This window comes from Stenotrophomonas maltophilia group sp. msm1 (assembly GCF_032025805.1).
In the GTDB taxonomy this organism is placed as follows: Bacteria; Pseudomonadota; Gammaproteobacteria; order Xanthomonadales; family Xanthomonadaceae; genus Stenotrophomonas; species Stenotrophomonas hibiscicola.
This window is the reverse complement of the sequence record NZ_JAVSKH010000002.1, coordinates 1328354-1348686: the sequence shown is the minus strand read 5'-3', so window position 1 is coordinate 1348686 and position 20333 is coordinate 1328354. Positions and strand designations below refer to the sequence as shown.

At 66.6% G+C, this 20333-nt stretch carries 19 protein-coding genes and 1 pseudogene; 6 read left to right on the top strand and 14 right to left on the bottom strand.

Annotated elements, in window-relative coordinates; all coding sequences use genetic code 11:
• The first annotated feature begins 202 nt into the window (after window positions 1–202).
• Together ROV95_RS13900 and ROV95_RS13895 are read left to right on the top strand one after the other, a co-directional pair.
• Window positions 203–475 (top strand): hypothetical protein, encoded by a 273-nt coding sequence (locus tag ROV95_RS13900; protein WP_005409616.1) that lies wholly within the window; start codon window positions 203–205, stop codon window positions 473–475.
• A gap of 110 nt (window positions 476–585) precedes the next feature.
• Window positions 586–1341: a SapC family protein gene (locus ROV95_RS13895; RefSeq protein ID WP_312544908.1), complete on the top strand. Its 756-nt coding sequence runs from the start codon at window positions 586–588 to the stop codon at window positions 1339–1341.
• On the opposite strand, the gene ROV95_RS13890 is transcribed toward ROV95_RS13895, so the two are convergent.
• From ROV95_RS13890 to ROV95_RS13840, 11 genes and pseudogenes are all read right to left on the bottom strand, one after another.
• Window positions 1342–3618 (bottom strand): ATP-binding protein, encoded by a 2277-nt coding sequence (locus ROV95_RS13890; RefSeq protein WP_312544906.1) that lies wholly within the window; start codon window positions 3616–3618, stop codon window positions 1342–1344.
• Window positions 3619–3662: 44 nt separating this feature from the next.
• Window positions 3663–4331, bottom strand: coding sequence for a response regulator transcription factor (locus ROV95_RS13885; RefSeq protein WP_227844946.1), 669 nt, complete (start codon window positions 4329–4331; stop codon window positions 3663–3665).
• Between the two features lie 180 nt (window positions 4332–4511).
• Window positions 4512–5045: a lipocalin family protein gene (locus ROV95_RS13880; RefSeq protein ID WP_312544905.1), complete on the bottom strand. Its 534-nt coding sequence runs from the start codon at window positions 5043–5045 to the stop codon at window positions 4512–4514.
• Between the two features lie 8 nt (window positions 5046–5053).
• Window positions 5054–6127, bottom strand: coding sequence for a cyclopropane-fatty-acyl-phospholipid synthase family protein (locus ROV95_RS13875; RefSeq protein WP_312544904.1), 1074 nt, complete (start codon window positions 6125–6127; stop codon window positions 5054–5056).
• Entirely contained in the window at window positions 6124–6909 is a 786-nt protein-coding gene (locus ROV95_RS13870; RefSeq protein WP_312544903.1) for a DUF1295 domain-containing protein, read from the bottom strand. Before ROV95_RS13870 ends, ROV95_RS13875 begins: the two co-directional genes overlap by 4 nt.
• Complete coding sequence (locus ROV95_RS13865; protein WP_251102028.1) at window positions 6906–7451, bottom strand: DUF2878 domain-containing protein; 546 nt, start codon at window positions 7449–7451, stop codon at window positions 6906–6908. Before ROV95_RS13865 ends, ROV95_RS13870 begins: the two co-directional genes overlap by 4 nt.
• A 1-nt stretch (window position 7452) precedes the next feature.
• Window positions 7453–8715, bottom strand: a complete 1263-nt coding sequence (locus tag ROV95_RS13860; RefSeq protein ID WP_312544899.1) for a cyclopropane-fatty-acyl-phospholipid synthase family protein — start codon at window positions 8713–8715, stop codon at window positions 7453–7455.
• Window positions 8712–9479: a DUF1365 domain-containing protein gene (locus tag ROV95_RS13855; RefSeq protein WP_010485792.1), complete on the bottom strand. Its 768-nt coding sequence runs from the start codon at window positions 9477–9479 to the stop codon at window positions 8712–8714. The genes ROV95_RS13860 and ROV95_RS13855 overlap by 4 nt, the downstream gene beginning before the upstream one ends.
• Window positions 9476–10755, bottom strand: a pseudogene (locus ROV95_RS13850) (FAD-dependent oxidoreductase). The gene ROV95_RS13855 and the pseudogene ROV95_RS13850 overlap by 4 nt, the downstream one beginning before the upstream one ends.
• Before the next feature lies 1 nt (window position 10756).
• Complete coding sequence (locus tag ROV95_RS13845; protein ID WP_312544897.1) at window positions 10757–11707, bottom strand: acyl-CoA desaturase; 951 nt, start codon at window positions 11705–11707, stop codon at window positions 10757–10759.
• Window positions 11708–11788: 81 nt separating this feature from the next.
• Window positions 11789–12556 carry a hypothetical protein gene (locus ROV95_RS13840; protein WP_031269076.1) on the bottom strand — a complete coding sequence of 256 codons (768 nt, stop codon included), beginning with the start codon at window positions 12554–12556 and terminating at the stop codon, window positions 11789–11791.
• A 131-nt stretch (window positions 12557–12687) separates the two neighbouring features.
• Between ROV95_RS13840 and ROV95_RS13835 the strand changes: the two genes are divergently transcribed.
• From ROV95_RS13835 to ROV95_RS13825, 3 genes are read left to right on the top strand one after another with little or no spacing between them, the layout of a single operon-like run.
• Entirely contained in the window at window positions 12688–13311 is a 624-nt protein-coding gene (locus ROV95_RS13835; protein ID WP_058981669.1) for a sigma-70 family RNA polymerase sigma factor, read from the top strand.
• Window positions 13308–13982, top strand: coding sequence for a ChrR family anti-sigma-E factor (locus tag ROV95_RS13830; protein WP_312544894.1), 675 nt, complete (start codon window positions 13308–13310; stop codon window positions 13980–13982). Before ROV95_RS13835 ends, ROV95_RS13830 begins: the two co-directional genes overlap by 4 nt.
• A 13-nt stretch (window positions 13983–13995) precedes the next feature.
• Complete coding sequence (locus tag ROV95_RS13825; RefSeq protein WP_312544893.1) at window positions 13996–14688, top strand: oxidoreductase; 693 nt, start codon at window positions 13996–13998, stop codon at window positions 14686–14688.
• Between the two features lie 2 nt (window positions 14689–14690).
• Here the strand turns inward: ROV95_RS13825 and ROV95_RS13820 are convergent, their stop codons facing one another.
• From ROV95_RS13820 to ROV95_RS13810, 3 genes are read right to left on the bottom strand one after another with little or no spacing between them, the layout of a single operon-like run.
• The gene (locus ROV95_RS13820; RefSeq protein WP_312544891.1) at window positions 14691–17090 is read right to left on the bottom strand and encodes a response regulator; all 2400 of its coding nucleotides are present in this window, start codon (window positions 17088–17090) and stop codon (window positions 14691–14693) included.
• Window positions 17083–17550 carry a response regulator gene (locus tag ROV95_RS13815; RefSeq protein WP_019659676.1) on the bottom strand — a complete coding sequence of 156 codons (468 nt, stop codon included), beginning with the start codon at window positions 17548–17550 and terminating at the stop codon, window positions 17083–17085. Before ROV95_RS13815 ends, ROV95_RS13820 begins: the two co-directional genes overlap by 8 nt.
• The gene (locus ROV95_RS13810; protein WP_312544890.1) at window positions 17547–19784 is read right to left on the bottom strand and encodes an ATP-binding protein; all 2238 of its coding nucleotides are present in this window, start codon (window positions 19782–19784) and stop codon (window positions 17547–17549) included. Before ROV95_RS13810 ends, ROV95_RS13815 begins: the two co-directional genes overlap by 4 nt.
• A 249-nt stretch (window positions 19785–20033) precedes the next feature.
• Here ROV95_RS13810 and ROV95_RS13805 point away from each other — a divergent pair, with 249 nt between their 5' ends.
• Complete coding sequence (locus ROV95_RS13805; RefSeq protein WP_031269080.1) at window positions 20034–20327, top strand: hypothetical protein; 294 nt, start codon at window positions 20034–20036, stop codon at window positions 20325–20327.
• The last annotated feature ends 6 nt before the right edge of the window (window positions 20328–20333 follow it).

Sequence of the window (20333 nt, the reverse complement as noted above, 5' to 3'; positions counted from 1 at the left end):
TTCCGCATCCACGCATGGCGTGGATCTAGCGGGTTACCGGGTCGCGAGCTCTGCAGTAGATCCACGCCATGCGTGGATGGATCCGCACCGACACGGCAACGTTGGCGCTGCATCGCAACAAAAGTGCAGAAAAAGCTGGATTAAAGTGATGCCTCACGATAAATTGCGCCCCCCGTTGCTCGCCGCCGCCCGCACCCCTCTCATGCGTGATGACAAAGACCCCGGAACCCTGGAGCTGACCCTGCCGCGCAAGCGCGGCCGTCCGCCCAAGTTCGGGTACGCGATGAGCGATGCGCAGCGCGCCGCGCGTTATCGCGCGCGCCGGGCAGGGCAGGCCAACCATGCCGACGTGCGTTCCTGCAGCGATATGGTGCTGCTGGACAAGATCCGTGCCGCGGTGAGCGCGCGCGACACCGAGCTGGCCGGGTTCCTGGTGCACGTGCTCTGGCAGCGCTACCCCTTGCAGCTGAAATAGGCCGTCGGTGGGGTGGCCGTTGTCATCGAGCTTGTTGATAATGCGGGATTCAGGTTGTTCCCGCTGGCGCGCCCGGGATGGCAGGCGCGCATGATTGAACGGTTCCCAAGATGACCACCACCAGCGACACCACCACCGAAGCGGCGCCGAGCGGCGCTCCCCTGTTCTATACCCGTCCGGTGCCGCTGCAGGCCGATGTGCACGCCGATCTGCGCATCCTGCCGGGCAGGCTCGAGTTTGCGGCCGGCAACAACGCCATTCCGCTGGTGCTGGGCGAGTTCTCGCTGGCCCTGCACCACTTCCCGATTCTGTTCGCTGGCCCGACCGCCGTGCCGATGGCGGCCGTCGGTGTGTCCGACCAGAACCTGTTCATCAAGGACGGCCTGTGGGAAGACGAGGCCTACATTCCGGCCTACCTGCGTCGCCACCCCTTCATTTTCATCGACACCGGTGCGGACAACGACTTCCTGCTGGGCATCGACGAAGAGAGCTCGCGCGTGGTCAAGGGGGGTGACGAAGGCCAGCCGCTGTTCGTGGACGGCAAGGCCACCGACATGGTGCAGCAGGCGCTGGAGTTCTGCGGCCAGTACACCCGCGAGCACGAACAGACCCAGGCCTTCTCCAAGGCCCTGATCGACAACGGCCTGCTGGTCGAGCGCAACGCCACCGTGCGCACTCCGGATGGCCGCGAGTTCAACCTCAATGGCTTCCTGGTGGTGGACGTTGAGAAGTTCGTGGCGTTGCCGGAAGCGACCGTGATCGAGTGGCACCGCAGCGGCTGGTTGGCGCTGATCCATCAGCACCTGATGTCGCTGGGGCGATTCAACGACCTGACCCGTCGCCAGGTCGAGCGCCTGGCGGCCTGATCAGCTTGAAGGCACGGCTTCCGCCTTGCGGGAGCCGTGCCACTGCTGCAATCCCTGCAGCAGTCGCCATGCCTCGACCCAGTCGGGCGTGGCCTGCTGCCCCAACTCCCACAGGGCGGCCGCGGTGCCGGCCTGGTCGATTGCCCGGAACATCTGCAACGTGCCCTGCAGGCGGTGCGCATGATGGCGCAATGTCGCGGCATCGGCGTCCTGCAGGGACTGTTCGATCCCGGCCAGCTCATGGGCGATATCCGAAGCGAAATCCGGGTCGGCGCCCCGCGCGCTACAAGGCGCGGCAGCGTGCGCCGAAGGCGGAAGGCCCAGCGCCTGCAGCAAGTCTGCCACCTGCAGCGGCTTGACCAGGACGGCGTCGAATCCGGCCCGGCGACAGCGCGCCACGTGCCGGCGCCCCATGCGGGCGGACAGGGCAATCACTCGCAGGGGCGCCTTTGCCCGCGCGCGCAGCTGCTGTGCCAAGCCGTAGCCGTCCCGGCCGTGGAGCCCGATATCCAGCACCACCGTGCAGCGCGGTCGCAGCGCCTGTTCGGCCAACGCGGTTTCCGCATCGGCAACCGCGCACACATCGGCACCCAGCCGACGCAGTTGCTCTGCCACGACGCGCCGGCTGAGTGCATGGTCCTCGACCAGGAGCAGCTCTGTGCCCGTCAACGGCGCCTGCTGCGGGCGCTCGATGGTGGGCGGATCGCGAGGGACAGCGCGGACCGGCAGTCGCAGGGTGAAGCGACTGCCGCGCCCATGTACGCTGTACGCGGCCAGGTTGCCGCCCATGGCAATGGCCAGCTCGCGCGCAATCGTCAGGCCCAGGCCAGTGCCGCCGCGCTTCTGGCCATCCTCTCCCTGCTGGAACGGGCGGAACAGTAGCGGCAGTTGCGCGGGGGCGATACCGATGCCGCTGTCGATCACATCCAGCAACAGCTCCCTGGCAGACGGGATGGGTGACAGCTGCAGGCGCACTTCGATGCCACCGGCATCAGTGAACTTCAACGCGTTGCCCAGCAGGTTGTCGACAATCTGGCGCAGCCCGTCAGCATCGAGTGCGACCGTCGGTGCGGGGTCGGGCGTGCAATCAAGCTTGAGGGACAATCCCCTGCGCAGTGCTTCCGGCCGGATCGCGTCCAGTGCATGGGCACAGAGCTGGCCGACGTCGCAAGGTACGACGTGGGGCCTGAAGCTGCCGCTGGCCAGACGCGAGAACGCGAGCGAGCGGTCGAGCAGCCTGCGCAGCGCGTGGCCGGCGGCACGCGCGGCCGCGAGCAGGTCGTGCTCTCTCCTGGACAGGCGCGACTGGCTCAGCAGGTCGATCGAAGCCAGTATCGTCTGCGCGGAATTGCGCACTTCGTGGCTGATCATTCCTGCCGCGCGCCCAAGGCGTTGTTCCTTGCGACCGATTCGCCAACGTAGTGCCTGCCAGAACATGGTCAGGCCGATGAGTATTGCGGCCACATACAGCAGCCAGGGCGGGTGCAGGGCGCGCACCCGGTCAAGCGCGTTCTCGACGGGGGCGGGCAGCATCTGCTGCGCCCACAATGCCAGCAGGCCCGCGTGCTCTTCGAGCGTGATGTCGTGCAGTGCCTGGTCGATGCGCGTCAGCAGCTGCTGGTCCTCGCGGCGCACGAGCAGGTGCAGATCGGTGGAGAAGTCGCTCTCGAACGGATGAAGCTGCAGTTTGCCCGCGAAGTGCCGCCGGATCATCGCGTGCAGTGTAGCTTCCAGGCCGATCGCAGCATCGGCGATGCCGTTGTCCACGGCGGCCAGGGCTGCATGCCGATCGGGCAAGTGCAGCAGGCGGACCTGCGGATGGTGGGTTGCCAGCCAGCTGGCATAAGGGCCGCCGCGAATCACGGCCAGCACCTGCGCCTTCACGCTGCCGACGTCACGTGGCGCGTGCTCGCCTTTACGCACGGCCAGGACCGTCTTGCCGCCATCGAAGGCGCCGGATGCCATCAGGCCGGGGCAGGGCCGTGGGCGATGCGCCGGGCCGCCCATCACCAGCACCAGATCGGCCTCGTGCCGGCAGACGGCAGTGACCGCTGCCCTCGTGCTGGTGTAGGCGATGTCACGGAAGCGCAGTCCGGAATGGTCAGCCGCGAGCTGCGCATAGCCGTGGGCGAGGGTCGGGAGCGGGATCGAGTCCGCCAGTGGTGCAGGCAGCGGGCGCAATGATGGCGCGGTGGCGACCCGCACTTCGCGACCCGCCGGCCACGCCTGCAGATGTGCATCCTCGGCCGAGGCTGCTGGCAGCAGGATCAGGACCATCAACGAGGTGACAAAGGTATGCAACCGGAGGCGAACACGGCGCCTCATCGGAGGTTCCGCTGCTCTCGCAGTGCATAGATCTCCACGTCATTGCGCAGCCCGAGCTTGCGCAGGGCGGCCACCTTCTGGGTGCTGACCGTCTTGACGCTGCGGTGGCGGCGCAATGCGATCTCCGACACGGTCAGGCCGGACAGGAGCAGGTCCAGCACTTCGCGTTCATTGCGACTGAGTTCGTCGCGGCAGGCCGGGACCAGGCAATCGGCCGGCAGGCGGCACAATCCCTGCGATACACGCACGATGGCCTCGGACAGCATCTCCAGCGGCTCGGATTTGCTGACAATGCCGCTGATGCCGGCCGCCAGAAGGTGGTCCACGCGGGTTGTTGGCGTCAGCGTGGCGAAGGCCAGCAGGGGCACATGAGGAAAGCGCTCCCGCAGCAGGGGAACCAGCTCATCACTGCTGCGGTCGCCAGGCGCCAGGGTGAGATCGATGATGGCGACATCCACTGCCAGCTTGCGCAGGCAGCCGATGAACGCGTCGCTGTGGGTGTGGCTGGCGACAATGTTGAAGCGGACGTCGCGGCACAGGTGCAAGGCGGTGCCGCGGCGGACGACTTCGTGATCGTCTAGCAGTGCGAGCCGCAGACGGCGCGGTGCAGGGTATCCATTCATGCGCTGGGAGGTGATCGGCGCCCGGGAGGGCGTGGCGACCATTCTGGCGCTGCTGCCGCGCCGGGCACCGAATTTGCTGGATTTTTGCGATTATTCCTAAGAGTCAATGTGCGCGAACCATCAATCCAGGGGTGTTAATTGATGTAATGGATCGCCACGCCCGAATCCAGGCCCTTCAGACGTTGGCGGGCGATGCCGCCCAGCGCAAAGGGTCGTGGCGTGTCATCGGACCGACTGCGGCACGCGTCTGAGCTTGCGGGTGTCATAACCCATGGCCGCAATCCGTGCGACCGCCTGCTCATAGTCATGCTCGGACACCTGTGGTGTGCGGGCCATGTACCAGACGTAGTCGCGCTTGCTGCGTGCCACGATGGTCTGGCGGTAGCTCTCGTCGAGCCAGGCAATCACGTACTCGGCCTGGATTGGCCAGATGAACTGCATGCCCCAGATCGCGCCATTGCCTTCCTTCTCCACACGACCGATGGGATGCATCGACTTCTGCGGCGCATCGAAGCTGCCCTTGCGGTAGGTGAAGGTGGTCTGGATGCGCCCGTCGGGACGAAGTGCGTAACTCTCCACCGCGTCGAAGGCCTCGCGTTCGGGGCGCGACGGGATATGCGCGATCACATACCAATCGCCCATGAAGCGCGGCACATCCACGGATGGCGGGCGCGGCAGCGGGCGGGTGTCGCTGGAACTGCAGCCGGTACCGAACAGGCCGACCGCGATCAGGGGAAGCAGCGAGAACATGCGCATGTTGCACCTCAGCGGGGTCGGAACAGATAGTGGGCCACCAGCCACTGCTGGCCGTCGTCATAGCCAAACAACTCGGCACAGGCCATCCAGAACATCCGCCAGCGCTGCCACCAGACCTTCGCTGCAGCCTGGCCATAGGTTGCGATCAACACCGGCATCACCTGCTGGCGGGCCGCATCCTGGTTGGCCAGCCAGTGGTCGGCGGTGCGCTGGTAGTGGGTGCCGTCCAGCAGCCAGCGCTGGTCGAGCCGCAGGTCGCGCTGGAAATGCAGCAGGGTGTCAGCTGCCGGCATCAGCCCGCCGGTGAAGAAGTGCCGCCCCATCCAGTTGTCGCCGCCGTCTGTCTCGAACGGATACATCAATGTGCGATGGGCGAAGATGTGCACGAACAGCGCGCCGTCCGGCTTCAACCACCGAGCGATGCCCGCCAGCAGGCGCTCGTAGTTGCGCACGTGTTCGAACATCTCGACCGACACGCAGCGGTCGAAGCGTGCCGTGGGCAGCTCAAGCTGGTTGACATCGCGGGTGATCACCTCGACGTTGCGCAGCCCCCTGGCTTCACACTGCGCCATGATGTGCTGGCGTTGGCTGTGCGAATTGGAAACGGCGGTGATGCTGGCCTGCGGGTAGCGTTCTGCCATCCACAGGGTCAGTGAGCCCCAGCCGCATCCCAGTTCGAGAATCTGCTGGCCATCGGCCAGGCCTGCGCGCTGGCCGTACAGTTCCAGCATCGCGTCCTCCGCCTGGTCCAGCGTTTCGCGCCCGGTGGGGTAGTAGCAGCTGCTGTACTTCAGTCGCCTGCCCAGGCAGGCCTGGAAAAAGGCAGCTGGCACTTCATAGTGCTGTCGGTTGGCTGCGTCGGTGTGCAATGCGAGTGGGCTGTCGGCCAGCTCGGCGATGCGCCGGCTGAAGCGCGCCGACTGGCCTTCGATGCCACCTTCGCTTTCCTCATGCAGGCGTTGTGCGCACAAGCGGCGGATGCCCGCACGCAGCGCCGCATCGGGGACCAGCCCGCGTTCAGCCCAGGCGATCAGCCCGGTTTCCGCGTCTTCGGCAGGATTCAGTGACGGGATCGCGTTCATGCGGAATGCTCCTTGGAAGAACGGGGGAACCAGGGAAAGAACATCGGTGTGCTGCGCTGGTAGGCGCGATAGTCGTCGCCGCGGCTGCGCAGCGCCTGTTTCTCGGTGAATGGAATGCCGCTGAGGTAGCGCAGGAACACGTACATCAGCAATGGGCCGGCCCACGCCAGCCACCACAGTGGCGAACCGACCGCGAGCAGCACATAAGTGAACCAGTGCAGCCATTCAAAGAAGTAGTTGGGGTGGCGGGAATAGCGCCAGAGCCCTTCGCGGCAGGTGCGGCCCTTGTTTGCCCGGTCGGCGCGGAACCGGGCCAGCTGCCGGTCGGCCAGTGCTTCGCCGCCGACGCTCAGCAGCCACACCAGCGCGGCGGCCACGGCCCACCACGTCATGCGGCTGCTCGGGTTGGCAGCCACTGCGACAAAGGGCAGGGCAAACAGCAGCACCAGCAATGCCTGCGCCATGAAGAAGCCAAAGATCTTGCCCTGGTGGCCCTGCCAGTGTTCGCGCAGATAGCGGTAGCGCCCGTCTTCCGGTTCGCTACGGACCCGGTGCCAGAGGTGCAGGGCCAAACGGCTGCCCCAGAGGCCGCCGAGCACGCCCAGCGCGATCCGCGGCATCGTCGCGCCATCGCCGAGCAGCGCCAGCAACAGGGCCGATGCACCTACGCCCTTGGCCCAGAGCACATCGACCACGCCGATGTTCTGGTGGCGGCGCTGCCAGGCCCAGCCCCAACTCATCATCAGCAAGGTGTACAGCAGGACCCACAGGAGATGGTTCATGAAGGAACTCCAGCCAGGGGCGGCGAGCTGGCTCGTGAGCCGTGACGGGCGCAGTGGCACAGCAGTGAAAGCGCGATGCACCAGCCCGCACCCAGTACCAGCAGGCCCTGCCATGCCGGCACAGCGAACCGCACTGCATCAAAGCCACGTGCCGCGGACAGATAGGCCAGCGGTGCCAGCAGCAGGCCGAACAGCGCCGGCAGGGCACGGTGGCGCAGCAGGAAGCGCATCGAGGTGGTCAGCGTCATCGCGAACGCGGCCCACAGCGCCATGATCCACGGCGGAGGCGCCCAGGCGAGCGGGGCGGCGGCGTAACGAACGGTGCCGGTCGCAGCGGCGCTGGCATCGACCAGCCAGGCGCAGGCCAGCGCCAGCACCATCAACCGAAGGTCCAGCCGTGGTTGCGGCGACGTCAGCAGCTGGCTGCCGATGTACAGAGAGGCTGCCAGCAACGCCGGCCACTGCCAGCCGCGCCCGGCGCCGGCCACGGCGCACAGCCAGACCAGCTGGTTGCCAAGCAGATTGGCCCAGAACCGGCGCATCTCAACTGCCTTGGCCCGATGAGGCGCGCGGGCGATGCCCCGGGCGCGCCATCAGCAGATGGGAGACCCCGATCGAGCGCTCCAGGAAGCCGCCCTCGCAATAGGCCAGGTAGAACTCCCACAGGCGGCAGAAGCGCGTATCGAAGCCCTGCGCCTGCACGTCGGGCAACCGGACGAGGAAGCGCTGGCGCCAGGCGCGCAGGGTCAGCGCGTAGGAGTGGCCGAAGTCCTGCTGGGCGATCAGCTGCAGGTCGCTGGACCGCGTTTTGGCGGCCATGATCGCGTTGATCGACGGAATGAAGCTGCCGGGGAACACGTAGCGCTTGATGTAGTCGACGCTGCGCCGGGCCTGCTCGTAGCGATGGTCCTCGATGGTGATGGCCTGCAGCAGCGCAACGCCATCAGGCTTCAACAGGCGCTGCAACGTCGCCATGTAGGTGTCCAGGTATTCGGCGCCGATGGCCTCGATCATCTCAATCGACACCAGCTTGTCGAACTGGCCCTGCAGGTCGCGGTAGTCCTGCATCAGCAGCGTGACCTGACCTTGCAGGCCTGCGGCGCACACGCGCTCTGCCGCCAGCGCATGCTGTTCTGCGGAGATGGTGGTGGTGGTGACGTGGCAGCCGTAGTGCCGCGCGGCGTGCAGCGCAAAACCACCCCAGCCGGTGCCTATCTCCACCACGCGGTCGCCCGGTTTGAGCTTCAGCTGCTGGCAGATGCGGTCCAGCTTGCGCCGGGAGGCGGATTCCAGCGACTCGTCTTCTTTGTCGAACAGGGCTGAGGAATACATCAGGTCCGGCGACAGGAACAGGGCAAAGAAGTCGTTGCCCAGGTCATAGTGCGCGGCTATGTTGCGGCGACTGCCCTCGCGGCTGTTGCGGCGCAGGCGGTTCCAGCCCCGCAACAGCCAGCCGCCCAGGCGGGCCGGGCCACGCTCCATGCCGTCGAGCAGGTCGCGATTGCGTACCAGCAGCCGAATCAGCGCCACCAGGTCATCGCAGTGCCATTCGCCCTGTATGTAGCTTTCACCTGCACCCACACTGCCTTGCGCTGCAACCTTGCGGTAGAACGCCGGGTCATCGATGGTGACGGTGACATGCAGTTCGCCATGCGCATCGCCCAGCCAGACTTCGCCGAGTGCATCACGCACGCACAGGCGGCCGTCGCGCATGGGGGCAAGCTGGGCCAGCAGGCGGCGGCGCAGGAATGCATCCAGGGCGCCGGGACGTGGCAAGGCGACCAGGGGAGGAGTCATCGAATTCATCGTGGTTTCTCGGCAAGAGCAGGGTGGTCGTGCACGGGGTTGCGCTTCAGCCACAGCCGCAGCGCGTGCCAGTGGATGGCGGCCACCACCTGCGTGGTCATCAGGGGGTAGCAGGCCAGTACCCGGGCCAGCCCAGGGCCGTCCAGCACCCTTCGCTGCATGGACTGGGTGGCGTCGAACTGCCGAACGCCGTCGCGCCAGACCTGCATGTGCACGCGAAGATCATCACCAGGTGCGTTGAACCGCCAGTCGTAGCGGCAGTCCATCGGCATGAAGGGTGAGACGTGAAAGGATTTGTCGAATGTCCAGCGCAGTGATGCCCCGTCGCCGGTGGCCGCAGCTACCGGCAGCACATAGGCGTGCCGCTCCTTCCACGGGGTATTGGTGATCTCGGCGACGATGCAGTCCAAGGTGTTGCCATCGGCCCGGTAGCAGTAGTAGAAGCTGACCGGATTGAATACGTGCCCGGCGAAGCGAAGATGGGTGAGCAGGCGCACCGGGCCGGTGGGCCGATAACCCAGGGTAGCCGCGGCATGGTCGCGCACCGCATCGGCCAGTGGTTGCGCAGGGTTGCCGAAGTAGTCACTGCGGCGGAACTCGGCCAGGTTGCGGCGATTGACCGACCACAGCCAGCGCCCGGCGAACACGGTCTCCAGCTCGTCCAGATCGAGCAGCAGCTGCGCGATCGGATAGCGGAACGCGTGGGGCTGCGGATGATGCCGTCGGTGCATCACCTGCCCGAAGTAGAGTGCGCTGGCACTCACGCTGCCACCTCGCCGGGTGCGATGGTGTCGCGGTGCGGGGTGCACTCGCGCATCGCGTCCACCACGCGGCGGGCGCTGCGGATGCCGTCTTCGTGGAAACCCCAGCCCCAGTACGCGCCCGCGAACCAGGTGCGGCGGCGGCCCTGCAGCTCAGCCCAGCGCTGTTGCGCGCGTACCGCTACGTGGTCGTGGACCGGATGGGCATAGTGCAGCCTGCGCAGCACCTTGGCCGGATCGATCGCCTCGCTGCGGTTGAGGGTCACGACCAGCGGGGTGTCACCGGGCAGGCCCTGCAGAAGGTTCATGCAATAGCTGACCGTACAGGGCGCGCCTGGCTCCTTGGGAACGTGTGCATTCCATGCGGCCCATGCCTTGCGGTTGCGCGGCAGCAGCGATGCGTCGGTATGCAGTACTGCTTCGTTGGCCTGGTAGCGGATGGCGCCGAGCACGTCGCGTTCGACCGGATCGGCGTCACGCAGCAGGGCCAGCGCCTGGTCGCTGTGGCACGCCAGGATGACCTCGTCAAAGCCCTCCACGCCGGCCGCGCTGTGCACGCGCGCGCCCCACGGCATGCGCTCGACCGAATGGACCGGACATTCCAGCCGCTCGCGTACCCGCCAGCGGGCACGCAGGGCATCGACATAGCTTGTGCCGAGCCGCCGCTGACTACCCGCCAAGGTGCGCGCCCGGTCATCTGCAGCATCTGGTGGTTGGCCATGAACTGGGCCAGGTAGCGGGCCGGGAACTGCATGACCGTGTCGGTCGGTGACGACCACAGCGCTGAAGCCATCGGCAGCAGGTGCTCGTCGATGAACGCAGCACCGTAGCGCTGGCTGTGCAGGTACTGGCCCAGTGTCGGGCCTTCGCCTTCGGCAAGCAGCAGCGGTGCATCCCGGTAGAACCGGCGCAGGTCGGCCAGCATTCCCCAGAAGCGTGGCGAAACCAGGTTGCGACGCTGGCAGAACAGGCCATCCAGCGACGTGGCGTTGTACTCGACGCCACTGCGCTCGCTGTGCATTGAGAAGCTCATGGTGGTCGGCTGCGAGGCCACGCCCAGTTCTTCAAATAGTGCCGTCAGCAGCGGGTAGTGCAGGGGGTTGAAGACGATGAAACCGGTATCCACCGCCATGCGCGTGCCGTCCACCTGCACGTCATGGGTGTGGGTATGCCCGCCCAGGTAATCGTTGGCCTCGAACAGCGTCACTTCGTGTTCGCCGTCCAGCCACCAGGCGCTGGCCAGGCCAGCGATGCCGGAGCCGATGATCGCGATGCGCATGTCAGTACCTCGCCTTGGCCAGTACCCACTCGGGGATGGGCTTGAGCCCCCTCACCAGGCCCAAGGCCGCCATTGCGCGCAGCCCGTACCAGGTCAGGTCGATCTCCCACCAGCGGAACCCCTGGCGGACGGTGCCGGGAAAGAAATGGTGGTTGTTGTGCCAGCCTTCGCCGAAGGTAAGCAGCGCCAGCCAGAGGTTGTTGCGGCTGTCGTCACGGGTCTCGAAGCGCCGCCGGCCAAAACGATGGGCGAGTGAGTTGATGGTGACGGTGGCGTGGAACAACACCACGGTGGAAATGAAGAAGCCCCACACCAGCAACTGCGGGCCAGAGGTGTGCAGCCCGGGCGCCCAGCGCTCCAGGCCGGCGCCGAGTGCGTACAGCGCGGCAGCCAGCAGTACCGGCACCGCCGTATCGAAGCGGTCCAGCCAGCGCAGCTCCGGGAAGCGCGCCAGGTCAGGCACGCGCGATAGATCCGTGGCGAATGCCTCACGGGTCAGGAACCAGCCCATGTGGCTGCGCCAGAAGCCGCCTTCGCGCGGCGAGTGCGGGTCCAGTGGCTGGTCGGCATGCCGATGGTGATGGCGATGGTGGGCGGCCCACCACAGTGGCCCGCGTTGCACGCTGGACGCGCCGATCACTGCGAACACGAACTGCACCGTTCGCGATGCCTGGAACGTTCGGTGCGAGAAGTAGCGGTGGTAAAAGGCGGTGATCGCAAACATGCGCACTGCGTAGAGGGCTGCGGCGACGATCACGGCGGTCCAAGAGATACCTACCCAGATCACCGCGATGCAGGCCAGGTGCATCAACGCGAACGGTACGGCGCGCAGCCAGTCGATGCGTCCGGGCTCGCCAGCGGCGTGGTCTGCAGCGCTGCCGGTGTCGACCCAGCGCTTCAGGGTGCGCAGCAGGCGCCAAGGTCGGCGGGGGAGGGGCGCTACAGAGGCCATGGCGGATCTCGGCGGGTGTCGTGTCTTCCTCTACGCAGCAGTGCGCGCAATGGATGCGGCCGACTGTGGAAAATTCCGGCTTCACTTGGGCATCACGCTGCAGCGTTCCACCAGCGGTTGCGCCCAGGCCTGTTGCCATTCGCTGGCGGGCCGCTCGGCCACCGGCGAGCTGAAGCGCACCGTGACCTGTGGGTAGGTGCCGCGGGTATCGCGCAGGTTGCTGGTTCCGCGGAATTCCAGCAGGCGGCGGTCGGCGCTGGCATAGACCAGCGACAGGCGCGGCGCGATGCCGCCGTACCACGTGTCCAGACTGACCTCGATGGCCTGGGCGTCGATGCCCTGCCAGCGAACAGGGCCGGTACGCCGCACCTGCACCGGGAAGAAGCGCTGCCGCCCCGGCACCAGGAAGGGCAGGCTGATGCGTTCACCTCGCAGCAGCGCTGGCCAATGCTGGCGCACCGCGGCGTCGAAGCCCGTGTCGATCACCGCATCCGGCGCCAGCTCAAGCCGACGCTGACGCAGCTCGCTGGCGGCATCTTCTTTCCAGGCGATGGACACCGACTCGCCACTGGCGTCGACTTCAGCGGTTTGCCCGCTACGGCTGTCCTGCAGCGAATAACCCCGGGCCTGCGGGCGCGCGCTGGCCGGCAGATGCTTGCGGGCGAAGGGGCGGCCATCAGGGCACTGATAGAGCACCCAGCGTTCGGCACCCTCCGATGGGCCGCGCCGCCAGTGCACTTCACGATAGAGCAGGTCGCCCTGCGCCGAGGTGGCCACGCCCTCATTGCGCAGCCAGGGCGCCGCCAGCGCGGCATGGGGCAGGCATAGCAGCAGCCAGGCAGTGCGCATGGTATTCGTCCGGTAGGGAGGCTCAGGTCATACGGTGGCCGTGGCTGCTTGGATGCGCAGTGCCTGCTGCATCCAATGGCCACCCCTGCGCGTAGAGAGGACAGACCTTCACCTGCCCGCCGCTCACGCAGATGTACCCTGACGCCGCCAGCACCCTCCTCAACTTCGATACCGCACGCACCGTGTCCAGTTCCCAGCAGCCGAGCAGCGAGCCGACGAACTGGGCCGATGACATGGACAGTGTGGCGCGGCTGCGCGACCGCGACTGCTTCATGCGGATCTATGACTACTTCATGCCGCGGCTGTGCGTGTATCTGCGTGGCCTGGGGGCACCCGACGCCGTGGCCGAGGAAATGGCGCAGGAGTGCCTGCTGCGCCTGTGGTTGCGGGCGGCCGAGTATGATGCGGCCCAGGGCGCGCTGAGTACCTGGCTGTACCGGATCGCGCGAAACCTGCAGATCGACCGCATCCGTCGCGAGCGCAGCTGGATGCAGGTGCAGGCAGCGGTGGAAGACGCCGCGGCCGTGGACGTGATCGAGCGCAGCAGTGCCGAGCAGTTCGCCGACCAGGCGCGCCTTCGCCAGCGCATCAACGAGCTGCCCGCCGTGCAGGCGAGGCTGGTGCGGATGTCCTATTTCGAGGCGAAGAGCCACAGTGAGATTGCCCAGGCGCTGGGCATGCCGCTGGGGACGGTAAAGTCACACCTGCGACGTGCGTTCCTGCAACTGCAGGCCAAAGTGGGAGGTGCGCTGTGAATCCGCACCACCACCTGCACGAATCCACGCTGATGAGCTATGCCGCCGGCGCGCTGCCGGCGCCGTTGAGCATCGTGGCCGGTGCCCACCTCGAGCAGTGCCCCCACTGCCGCCAGCGCCTGCGCGATGCCGAGGCAATCGGCTCGGTGTTGCTGGAGCAGACCCAACCGCCCGCTGCCGACGGGCGTCGCGAGCAGTTGCGCGAGGCCATGCTGATGCAGCTGGCCTCGGAGGCGCCGAGCGCCATCGCCGGAACCAGGCGCCCTGTGCCGAGGGAGCGGCCCGAGGCCGACCCCGACCACCTTCCTGCATCACTGCACCCGTACTTCGGCGCATCGCTCAGCGAGCTGCGTTGGCGCTGGATGGCGCCCGGCGTGCATTGCATCCGTGCCAAGCAGATGCCCTCGCTGATCATGCTGAAGATTGCCCCGGGCAAGTGCCTGCCCATGCACAGCCATGGCCGCAGCGAACTGACCCAGATCCTGCGGGGTTCGTACAATGATGCGCTGGGGTTGTTCGCACCGGGTGACGTGGCAGATCTGGACGAAGAGGTAGAGCATCAGCCGGTGACTGCGCCGGGCGTGCCGTGCATCTGCGTATCGGCGCTGGACGCACCGCTGGTGTTCAGCGGCTGGCTTGCGCGCAAGGTGCAACGTTTCGTGAAACTCTAGCGTGGGTGCGACCATGGCCGAGCGAAGTGCGCTACGGATTTTGCTGACCGGTGCTGCAGGCCTGGTGGGACAGGGTGTGGCGCTGGCCTGCCAGCGTTCGCCGCAGGTGGCCCACCTGACTGCCCTGGTCCGCAGCCCGGGCAGCCTGAACGGGCCTGGCAGCGAACTGATCATCCCCGATTTTCTGCATATGCAAGGGCGGCATGAGGAACTGGCCGGCTTCGATGCCTGCTTCTACTGTGCCGGTGCGCCACCGGTTGGAACGGCAGAGGCCGAGTACCGACGCGTGACCCTGGACACCACTCTGGCGGTGGCCCTTGCCTGGGCGGCTGCGAATCCCGAAGGGTGCTTTCTGTATGTATCCGGTGCCGGCGCGGACCCTCGGAGCCGGCTGATGCCGTTGAGGATCAAGGGCGAGACCGAAGTCGCATTGCAGAGCCTGCCGGTGCGCACCGTGATGCTGCGCCCGGGCGGTGTCAGGCCGGTCCCGGGCACCGGCACCCGTCATGCCCTGTTGAAGCCCCTTTACTGGGGCGGTGCGCCATTGATGAAACTGGCCGGTGCGGTTGCACCTTCGTTGGTGACGAGCAACCTGGCACTGGGCCAAGCGATGATTGCCTTGGCCGCCAGGGAGCATCCACCGGCGACGGTGGAGTGCGCGGACATCAACCGGATCGCGGCCGGCGGGCGCGATCCGGCGTCCTGACCTCAGTGTGGCGCTGCCTCCAGCGCGGTGCGCACGGCCTTCGCCAGATCACTTCGGGTGAACGGCTTTGGCAGCAGCGCAACGGCCCGCCCTTGGCTGCCCACCTGGTCGTGGTCACGGGGATAGCCCGACGTGAACAGCACGGCGACCTCCGGCCAGCGTTCACGGACTTCCCGCACCAGCTCCCAGCCCGACATGCCGGGCATCACCACGTCCGAGAACAGCAGGTCCACCCTGGTATCCGGGCGTTCCAGCAGCCGCAGTGCGGAAGGGCCGTCGTGGGCTTCCAATACCCGGTAGCCCAGCAGCCGCAGTGCATCCACCGTGTGGGCGCGGACATCGTCGTTGTCCTCGGTCACCAGGATGGTTTCCTCGCGCGGCGAATAGCCTGCCAGGCCGGTCTGCGAAGTGCGCGCCTCGCTGGGCAACGGCAGCAGTGAACGCGGGAACATCATGGTGATGCTGGTGCCGCCGCCTTCCACCGAATCGATCAGCACGTGGCCGCCTGACTGCTTGACGAACCCATGCACCATCGACAGGCCCAGGCCGGTGCCACGGCCAACCTGCTTGGTGGTGAAGAAGGGTTCGAAGACCCGGGCGAGCGTCGCCGCATCCATGCCGTGGCCGTTGTCGCGCACCCGCAGCATCACGTACTCGCCCGGCGTTGCATCCGGGAACAGCGCGGCATAGTCGTGGTCCAGATGGCTGTTGTCGACTTCAATCACCAGCCGCCCGCCATGCGGCATCGCATCGCGGGCGTTGACCGCCAGGTTCAGTACGGAGGCCTCCAGTTGGCTGATGTCGATCTCCACGCACCAGATGTCCTCCGCGCTGCGGATCTCCAGCTGCACCAGTTCACCCAATGCACGCTGCAGCATGTCGTGCATGTCCAGCAGGCGGACATTGAGGTCAGCGGCCTGGCTGCGCAGCGGCTGGCGGCGGGCAAACGCCAGCAGGCGCTGGGTCAGGCTGGCGGCACGGCCCACCCCCTTCAGCGCATTGTCCAGCGCACGGCCCACCAGCGCACCGGCCTCGCCAGCCCTTTCACTGAGCAGCATGGCGTGCTCGACATTGCCGGAAATGACGGTCAGGATGTTGTTGAAATCATGCGCGATGCCGCCGGTGAGCTGACCGACCGCCTCGATCTTCTGTGACTGGCGCAGCGCGTGCTCGGCCTGCAGGCGTGCGGTGGTTTCGACGGCCTCGGAGACAACGGCGGTGACCGCCCCTTCGGCGTCGAGCAGCGGACGGAACGAGAAGTCGAAGCTGCGGCGGCCGGTCGGGAGCTCCAGCTCCAGCGCATGCAGTGAACTGCGGCCCTGCGCTGCGTCTCCGACGGCGCGGTCGATCGCTGCGCCCATGCCCTCGGTGGTGGCGAACCAGACCGATTCGGCGAAGTGCTGGCCAACAATGTCCTTCTTGTCTGCAAGTACAGCGGCCAAGGAAGCGTCATTGGCATCGACCACGCATCCGCGCAGATCCAGCAGCACCTGATGCTGGAAGCTGGACTCGAAGATCGCCTGCAGGCGGCGCTTGCTGGCGCGCAGCTCGGCCGTGCGCGCCTGCACCTGCTGCTCGAGCAGCTGGTTGTCCTCACGCAGGGCCAGCTCGGCCTGCTTCAGCAGCGAGATGTCGCTGCCCAGGCAGATGTAGCCGGCCACGCTGCCATCGGCGGCATGCTCCGGCACGCATTCCATCTGTACGAAACGCGACTCGCCACTGCGATGGACGAGCTCGACCTGGAAGCTCGTGCGTTCGCCCTGCAGTACCCGTTCAAGGCTGGGCAAGGCGTGTTCGAAAGCGGAGATGCCGCTGACATCGCGCGCGGTCCGGCCCAGCAGCTCGGCCAGGCTGAATCCATGCCAGTCCAGGAACGCCTTGTTGGCGAACCGGTAGCGATGCGCGTTGTCGAGCTGGGCGATCAGCGCGGGTACGGCATCGGTGACCTGCTGCAGCTGCGCTTGGCTCTCGTTCAGCGCCGCCTGGGCATGCATCAGCTGGGCGCGTTCATGGGCTTCCTGGCGAGCGCGGCGGATCGCATCCGGCAGGCGTTGCAGGCGCTGCTTGACGACGTAATCGCGCGCGCCACGGGTCAGCGCCTGTACGGCCAGCTCTTCCGTCAGTGTGCCGGAGACGAAGATGAAAGGGGTCTGTGGAATCCGCTCGCGCGCCAGCGCGAGGGCCGCATCGCCATCGAATCCGGGCAGCACATGGTCGGCCAGGATCACGTCGAACGCACGGTTGTCGATGGCCTCGATGAACGCATTGCGCGTCCACAGGCGCTCGACCTCGAACTCCAGGCCGGCACGCCGCAGCTGTGCGGTGATCAGCTCCGCATCAAGCGCGCTGTCCTCCAGCATGAGGATGCGCAGGCGCTCGCTGCGGCGCGATCCATCACGCATTGTGCTGCCCCGAGCCGCTGGGCCGGTGCGGTGGTGGCTGGTTGGTGATGCCCCAGAACATGCCCAGTCCTTGGATGGCGTCAAAGAACTCCTTGAAGTCGACCGGCTTGACCACGAATGCGTTGACGCCCAGTTCGTAACTGCGCACCAGATCCTGCTCCTCGCGCGAAGAGGTCAGCATCACAACCGGGGTGCTGCTCAGGTAGGGGTCGCCACGGACCTGCTCCAGTACCTCCAAGCCATTGACTTTGGGCAGCTTCAGGTCCAGCAGCACGACCACCGGGCCGCCGTGCATGGCACCGGCGAACTTGCCTTCGCAGCGCAGGTAATCCAGCGCTTCGGCGCCGTCGCGTACATGGATGACATCGTTCAACAGCTGGCAGCGCTCAAGCGCGGCCATCGTCAGCTCTGCATCCTTGGGGCTGTCCTCTACCAGGAGGATCGGCCGCAGGTCCCTCATGGGTGTTCTCCTGTGGAGCGGGGTAGGGTGAAGTGAATGGTCGCGCCCTTGCCGGGCTCGCCCACGGCCCAGGTACGGCCGCCATGGCGGCCGATGATGCGGCGGACATTGGCCAGGCCGATGCCGGTGCCTTCGAACTCTTCGACGTGGTGCAGGCGCTGGAACACGCCGAACAGCTTGTCCACGTAGCGCATGTCGAAGCCGCAGCCGTTGTCGCGCACGAAGAAGTGGTCTTCCTCGTCGTTTCGCTCGTGACCAACCTCGATCACTGCATGTTCGCGCTCGCGGGTGAACTTGATCGCGTTGGCCAGCAGGTTCTGCCAGACCAGGCGCAGCATCGTCGGATCGGCTTCAACCTCCGGCAGCGGTGCGAGCGTCCACTGCACGTCGCGGCCGGTGTAGTCCAGGGCCAGGCTCCGGCGCACATCCTCGGCCAGCGCGGTCATGTCCAGCCGCACACGCCCCAGCGTGGAGCGTCCCATCTGCGAGAAGCTGAGCAGGTCATCCACCAGCGTGCCGGCGGACTTGGCCGATTCCACGATCGTGTCCAGGAAGCGGCGCTCGGTATCGTTCAGGCGTTCGCCCGCCGAGCTGCCCAGCAGCTCGGAATAGCCGACAATGTGACGGAAGGGAGCGCGCAAGTCGTGGCTGACCGAATAGGAGAAGGCTTCCAGTTCCTTGTTGCTGCGGAGCAGCTGCTCGTTCAGTTCGGCCATTTCCTCGGCCTTGCGCAACACGATATCGACGATGGCCGTGCGCATTTCGTGTGCCGCTTCGCAGTCAGCGTCGCTCCACGGCAGGCTGCGCTGCTGCACGGTCTCCTTCCAGGCCTCGAACGAGTTGCGCGGGGACAGCGCAACGCCCGGTGCGGCTTCCTTGCGGGGATCGCCACCCCAGCGCACGGTACGCACCACTTCCGGCCGGAACCACATCAAATAACTGTCATGCAACTGCGAAATGGACACCGCCAGCAGGCCGCTGGCCACATCGGCCAGGTGCGCGGCAGGCGACCAGTCGGCTGCCAGGTGATCGGTGCAGTAGGTTTCCTGACCGGCCTGCTGCGCGGCCAACCAGTTCGCCAGGGCCAGCACGTCGCTGGCGGAAGGGCACTGGCCAACACGCAGGCAATCGCCTTTGTGAACGATCGCCGCGCCGGCCGCGCCGGTCAGCGACAGCAGGCTGGCCTCGTCCTGGCGCAGGGCCGCCATGAAGTCCTCGTCGCCGGCCATGCGACCCAGCAGCTTGACCAGTATCGAGCGCCGCGCGACGCGCTCTTCGATCGCACGCGCCCGCTCCTTCAACGCGATCTGCAGCGACAGGATCTGGCCCATGAGCTCGCAGGCGGTACGCACGTGGTAGGGCAGGCGCCGTGGCTGCACGGTGTGGCAAGACACCAGCCCCCACAAGCGGCCTTCATGCACCAGCGATACCGACATCGATGCGCCGGTCCCCATGTTGCGCATGTACTGCAGGTGGACCGGCGAGACGCTGCGCAGCACGGCCAGGCTCAGGTCGGTGGCTGGTGCGTCGCGATGGTCGTCGGCCCGCATCAACGGCGCGGGGGTGTAGTTGTTGTCCGCGATCAGGCGCACCCGGTTGCGGCGGTAGAGTTCGCGGGCCTGCGCAGGAATGTCCGATTCGGGGAAGCGCAGGTCAAGGTAGGACGGCAACAGGCCGTTGCCATCCTCGGCCACCACGATGCCATTCCAGCCGGCATCGAACTGATAGACCAGGGTGCGGTCAAAGCCGGTCAGCCGGCGCATGTGCGCGGCAGCCAGCTGGCAGAGGTCTTCCACGGTGCCGGCCGACTCGATCCCGGCCATCAGCTCGCGGATGGCCGGATACAGTTCTTCCAGCGAGCCGGGCTGGCCGGGAACCGGCGCTTCCAGCTCGACCAGCAGATCGGTGGCGGAGCGGTGCACCAGCAGTTGATGGCGGCCATGGCCATCCAGATGCACGGCACCGACATGCGCGCTGCTGCCGACCGTCGCCTGCTGGAACAACGCCTGGAACGGCGCCAGCGCACCGCCAAGCACCTTGCTGACATGCTGCGCCAACGGCTCGCCGAACTGCTGCAGCAGCCCCGGATGGCTGATGGCGCGCTCGAGCACCTGCAGGGACTGCGGCTCAACGACCAGAAGCACACCGTACGGCTGGATCGCGCCGGGGGTATGGATCGGTTCGCGCGCGCAGCTGGACGAGGCGGTGTCGTGCGCGGATTCAGCAGAAGGCATCAAGGGCAGGGCTCATGGTTCGTGGATGGCTGGATAGCCCAGTGATACATCCGTATCCATCAATGGTGAAGCAAAATCGTGCATCCGCCTACCAGCGTGTGCGTGTGAAGCGTGTTTCTGTCCAAGCTGAATTCTTCATGTAAAGGCCAGGTCGAACACTTGCAGTTTTCGCGAAGAGTACATCTGCGCTGCACATCAGCTCGACAGGTCATTGCCTAGGGTGGGTCCACTTCCCTGAGCGACCGCCCCGTGAATCTGCAGACCGTGCCCTTGCCCCCGTATCGCATGCTGCCTGACAGCTGCCAGTTCGAACTGCTGGATGTGGATGCGCTGCAGGACCCTGCCAGCGGCCGGTTGCTGCATCTGTACTCGCTGGTGGCCCGTTGCCTGTCCTGCGAGACGATCTTCAAGGCAGAGGAAGGGCAGGGCCTGGTCAGCCATACTGCGGCGCGGGTGGTGCGATGCCCTACTGGCTGCGGGCAGCAGGCGTTCAAGCCGGCCCTGCTGCGGAGCTGGCACCGGCAGGCCGCGGCCCAGGCGTGACCGGCA

What these genes read in the sequence shown, in the direction of transcription:
- ROV95_RS13900 (WP_005409616.1), top strand. Translation starts at nt 203, where the DNA reads ATGCGTGATGACAAAGACCCCGGAACCCTGGAGCTGACCCTGCCGCGC.
- ROV95_RS13895 (WP_312544908.1), top strand. Translation starts at nt 586, where the DNA reads ATGACCACCACCAGCGACACCACCACCGAAGCGGCGCCGAGCGGCGCT.
- ROV95_RS13890 (WP_312544906.1), bottom strand. Translation starts at nt 3,618, where the DNA reads ATGGTCCTGATCCTGCTGCCAGCAGCCTCGGCCGAGGATGCACATCTG.
- ROV95_RS13885 (WP_227844946.1), bottom strand. Translation starts at nt 4,331, where the DNA reads ATGGTCGCCACGCCCTCCCGGGCGCCGATCACCTCCCAGCGCATGAAT.
- ROV95_RS13880 (WP_312544905.1), bottom strand. Translation starts at nt 5,045, where the DNA reads ATGCGCATGTTCTCGCTGCTTCCCCTGATCGCGGTCGGCCTGTTCGGT.
- ROV95_RS13875 (WP_312544904.1), bottom strand. Translation starts at nt 6,127, where the DNA reads ATGAACGCGATCCCGTCACTGAATCCTGCCGAAGACGCGGAAACCGGG.
- ROV95_RS13870 (WP_312544903.1), bottom strand. Translation starts at nt 6,909, where the DNA reads ATGAACCATCTCCTGTGGGTCCTGCTGTACACCTTGCTGATGATGAGT.
- ROV95_RS13865 (WP_251102028.1), bottom strand. Translation starts at nt 7,451, where the DNA reads ATGCGCCGGTTCTGGGCCAATCTGCTTGGCAACCAGCTGGTCTGGCTG.
- ROV95_RS13860 (WP_312544899.1), bottom strand. Translation starts at nt 8,715, where the DNA reads ATGAATTCGATGACTCCTCCCCTGGTCGCCTTGCCACGTCCCGGCGCC.
- ROV95_RS13845 (WP_312544897.1), bottom strand. Translation starts at nt 11,707, where the DNA reads ATGGCCTCTGTAGCGCCCCTCCCCCGCCGACCTTGGCGCCTGCTGCGC.
- ROV95_RS13840 (WP_031269076.1), bottom strand. Translation starts at nt 12,556, where the DNA reads ATGCGCACTGCCTGGCTGCTGCTATGCCTGCCCCATGCCGCGCTGGCG.
- ROV95_RS13835 (WP_058981669.1), top strand. Translation starts at nt 12,688, where the DNA reads ATGTACCCTGACGCCGCCAGCACCCTCCTCAACTTCGATACCGCACGC.
- ROV95_RS13825 (WP_312544893.1), top strand. Translation starts at nt 13,996, where the DNA reads ATGGCCGAGCGAAGTGCGCTACGGATTTTGCTGACCGGTGCTGCAGGC.
- ROV95_RS13820 (WP_312544891.1), bottom strand. Translation starts at nt 17,090, where the DNA reads ATGCGTGATGGATCGCGCCGCAGCGAGCGCCTGCGCATCCTCATGCTG.
- ROV95_RS13815 (WP_019659676.1), bottom strand. Translation starts at nt 17,550, where the DNA reads ATGAGGGACCTGCGGCCGATCCTCCTGGTAGAGGACAGCCCCAAGGAT.
- ROV95_RS13810 (WP_312544890.1), bottom strand. Translation starts at nt 19,784, where the DNA reads ATGCCTTCTGCTGAATCCGCGCACGACACCGCCTCGTCCAGCTGCGCG.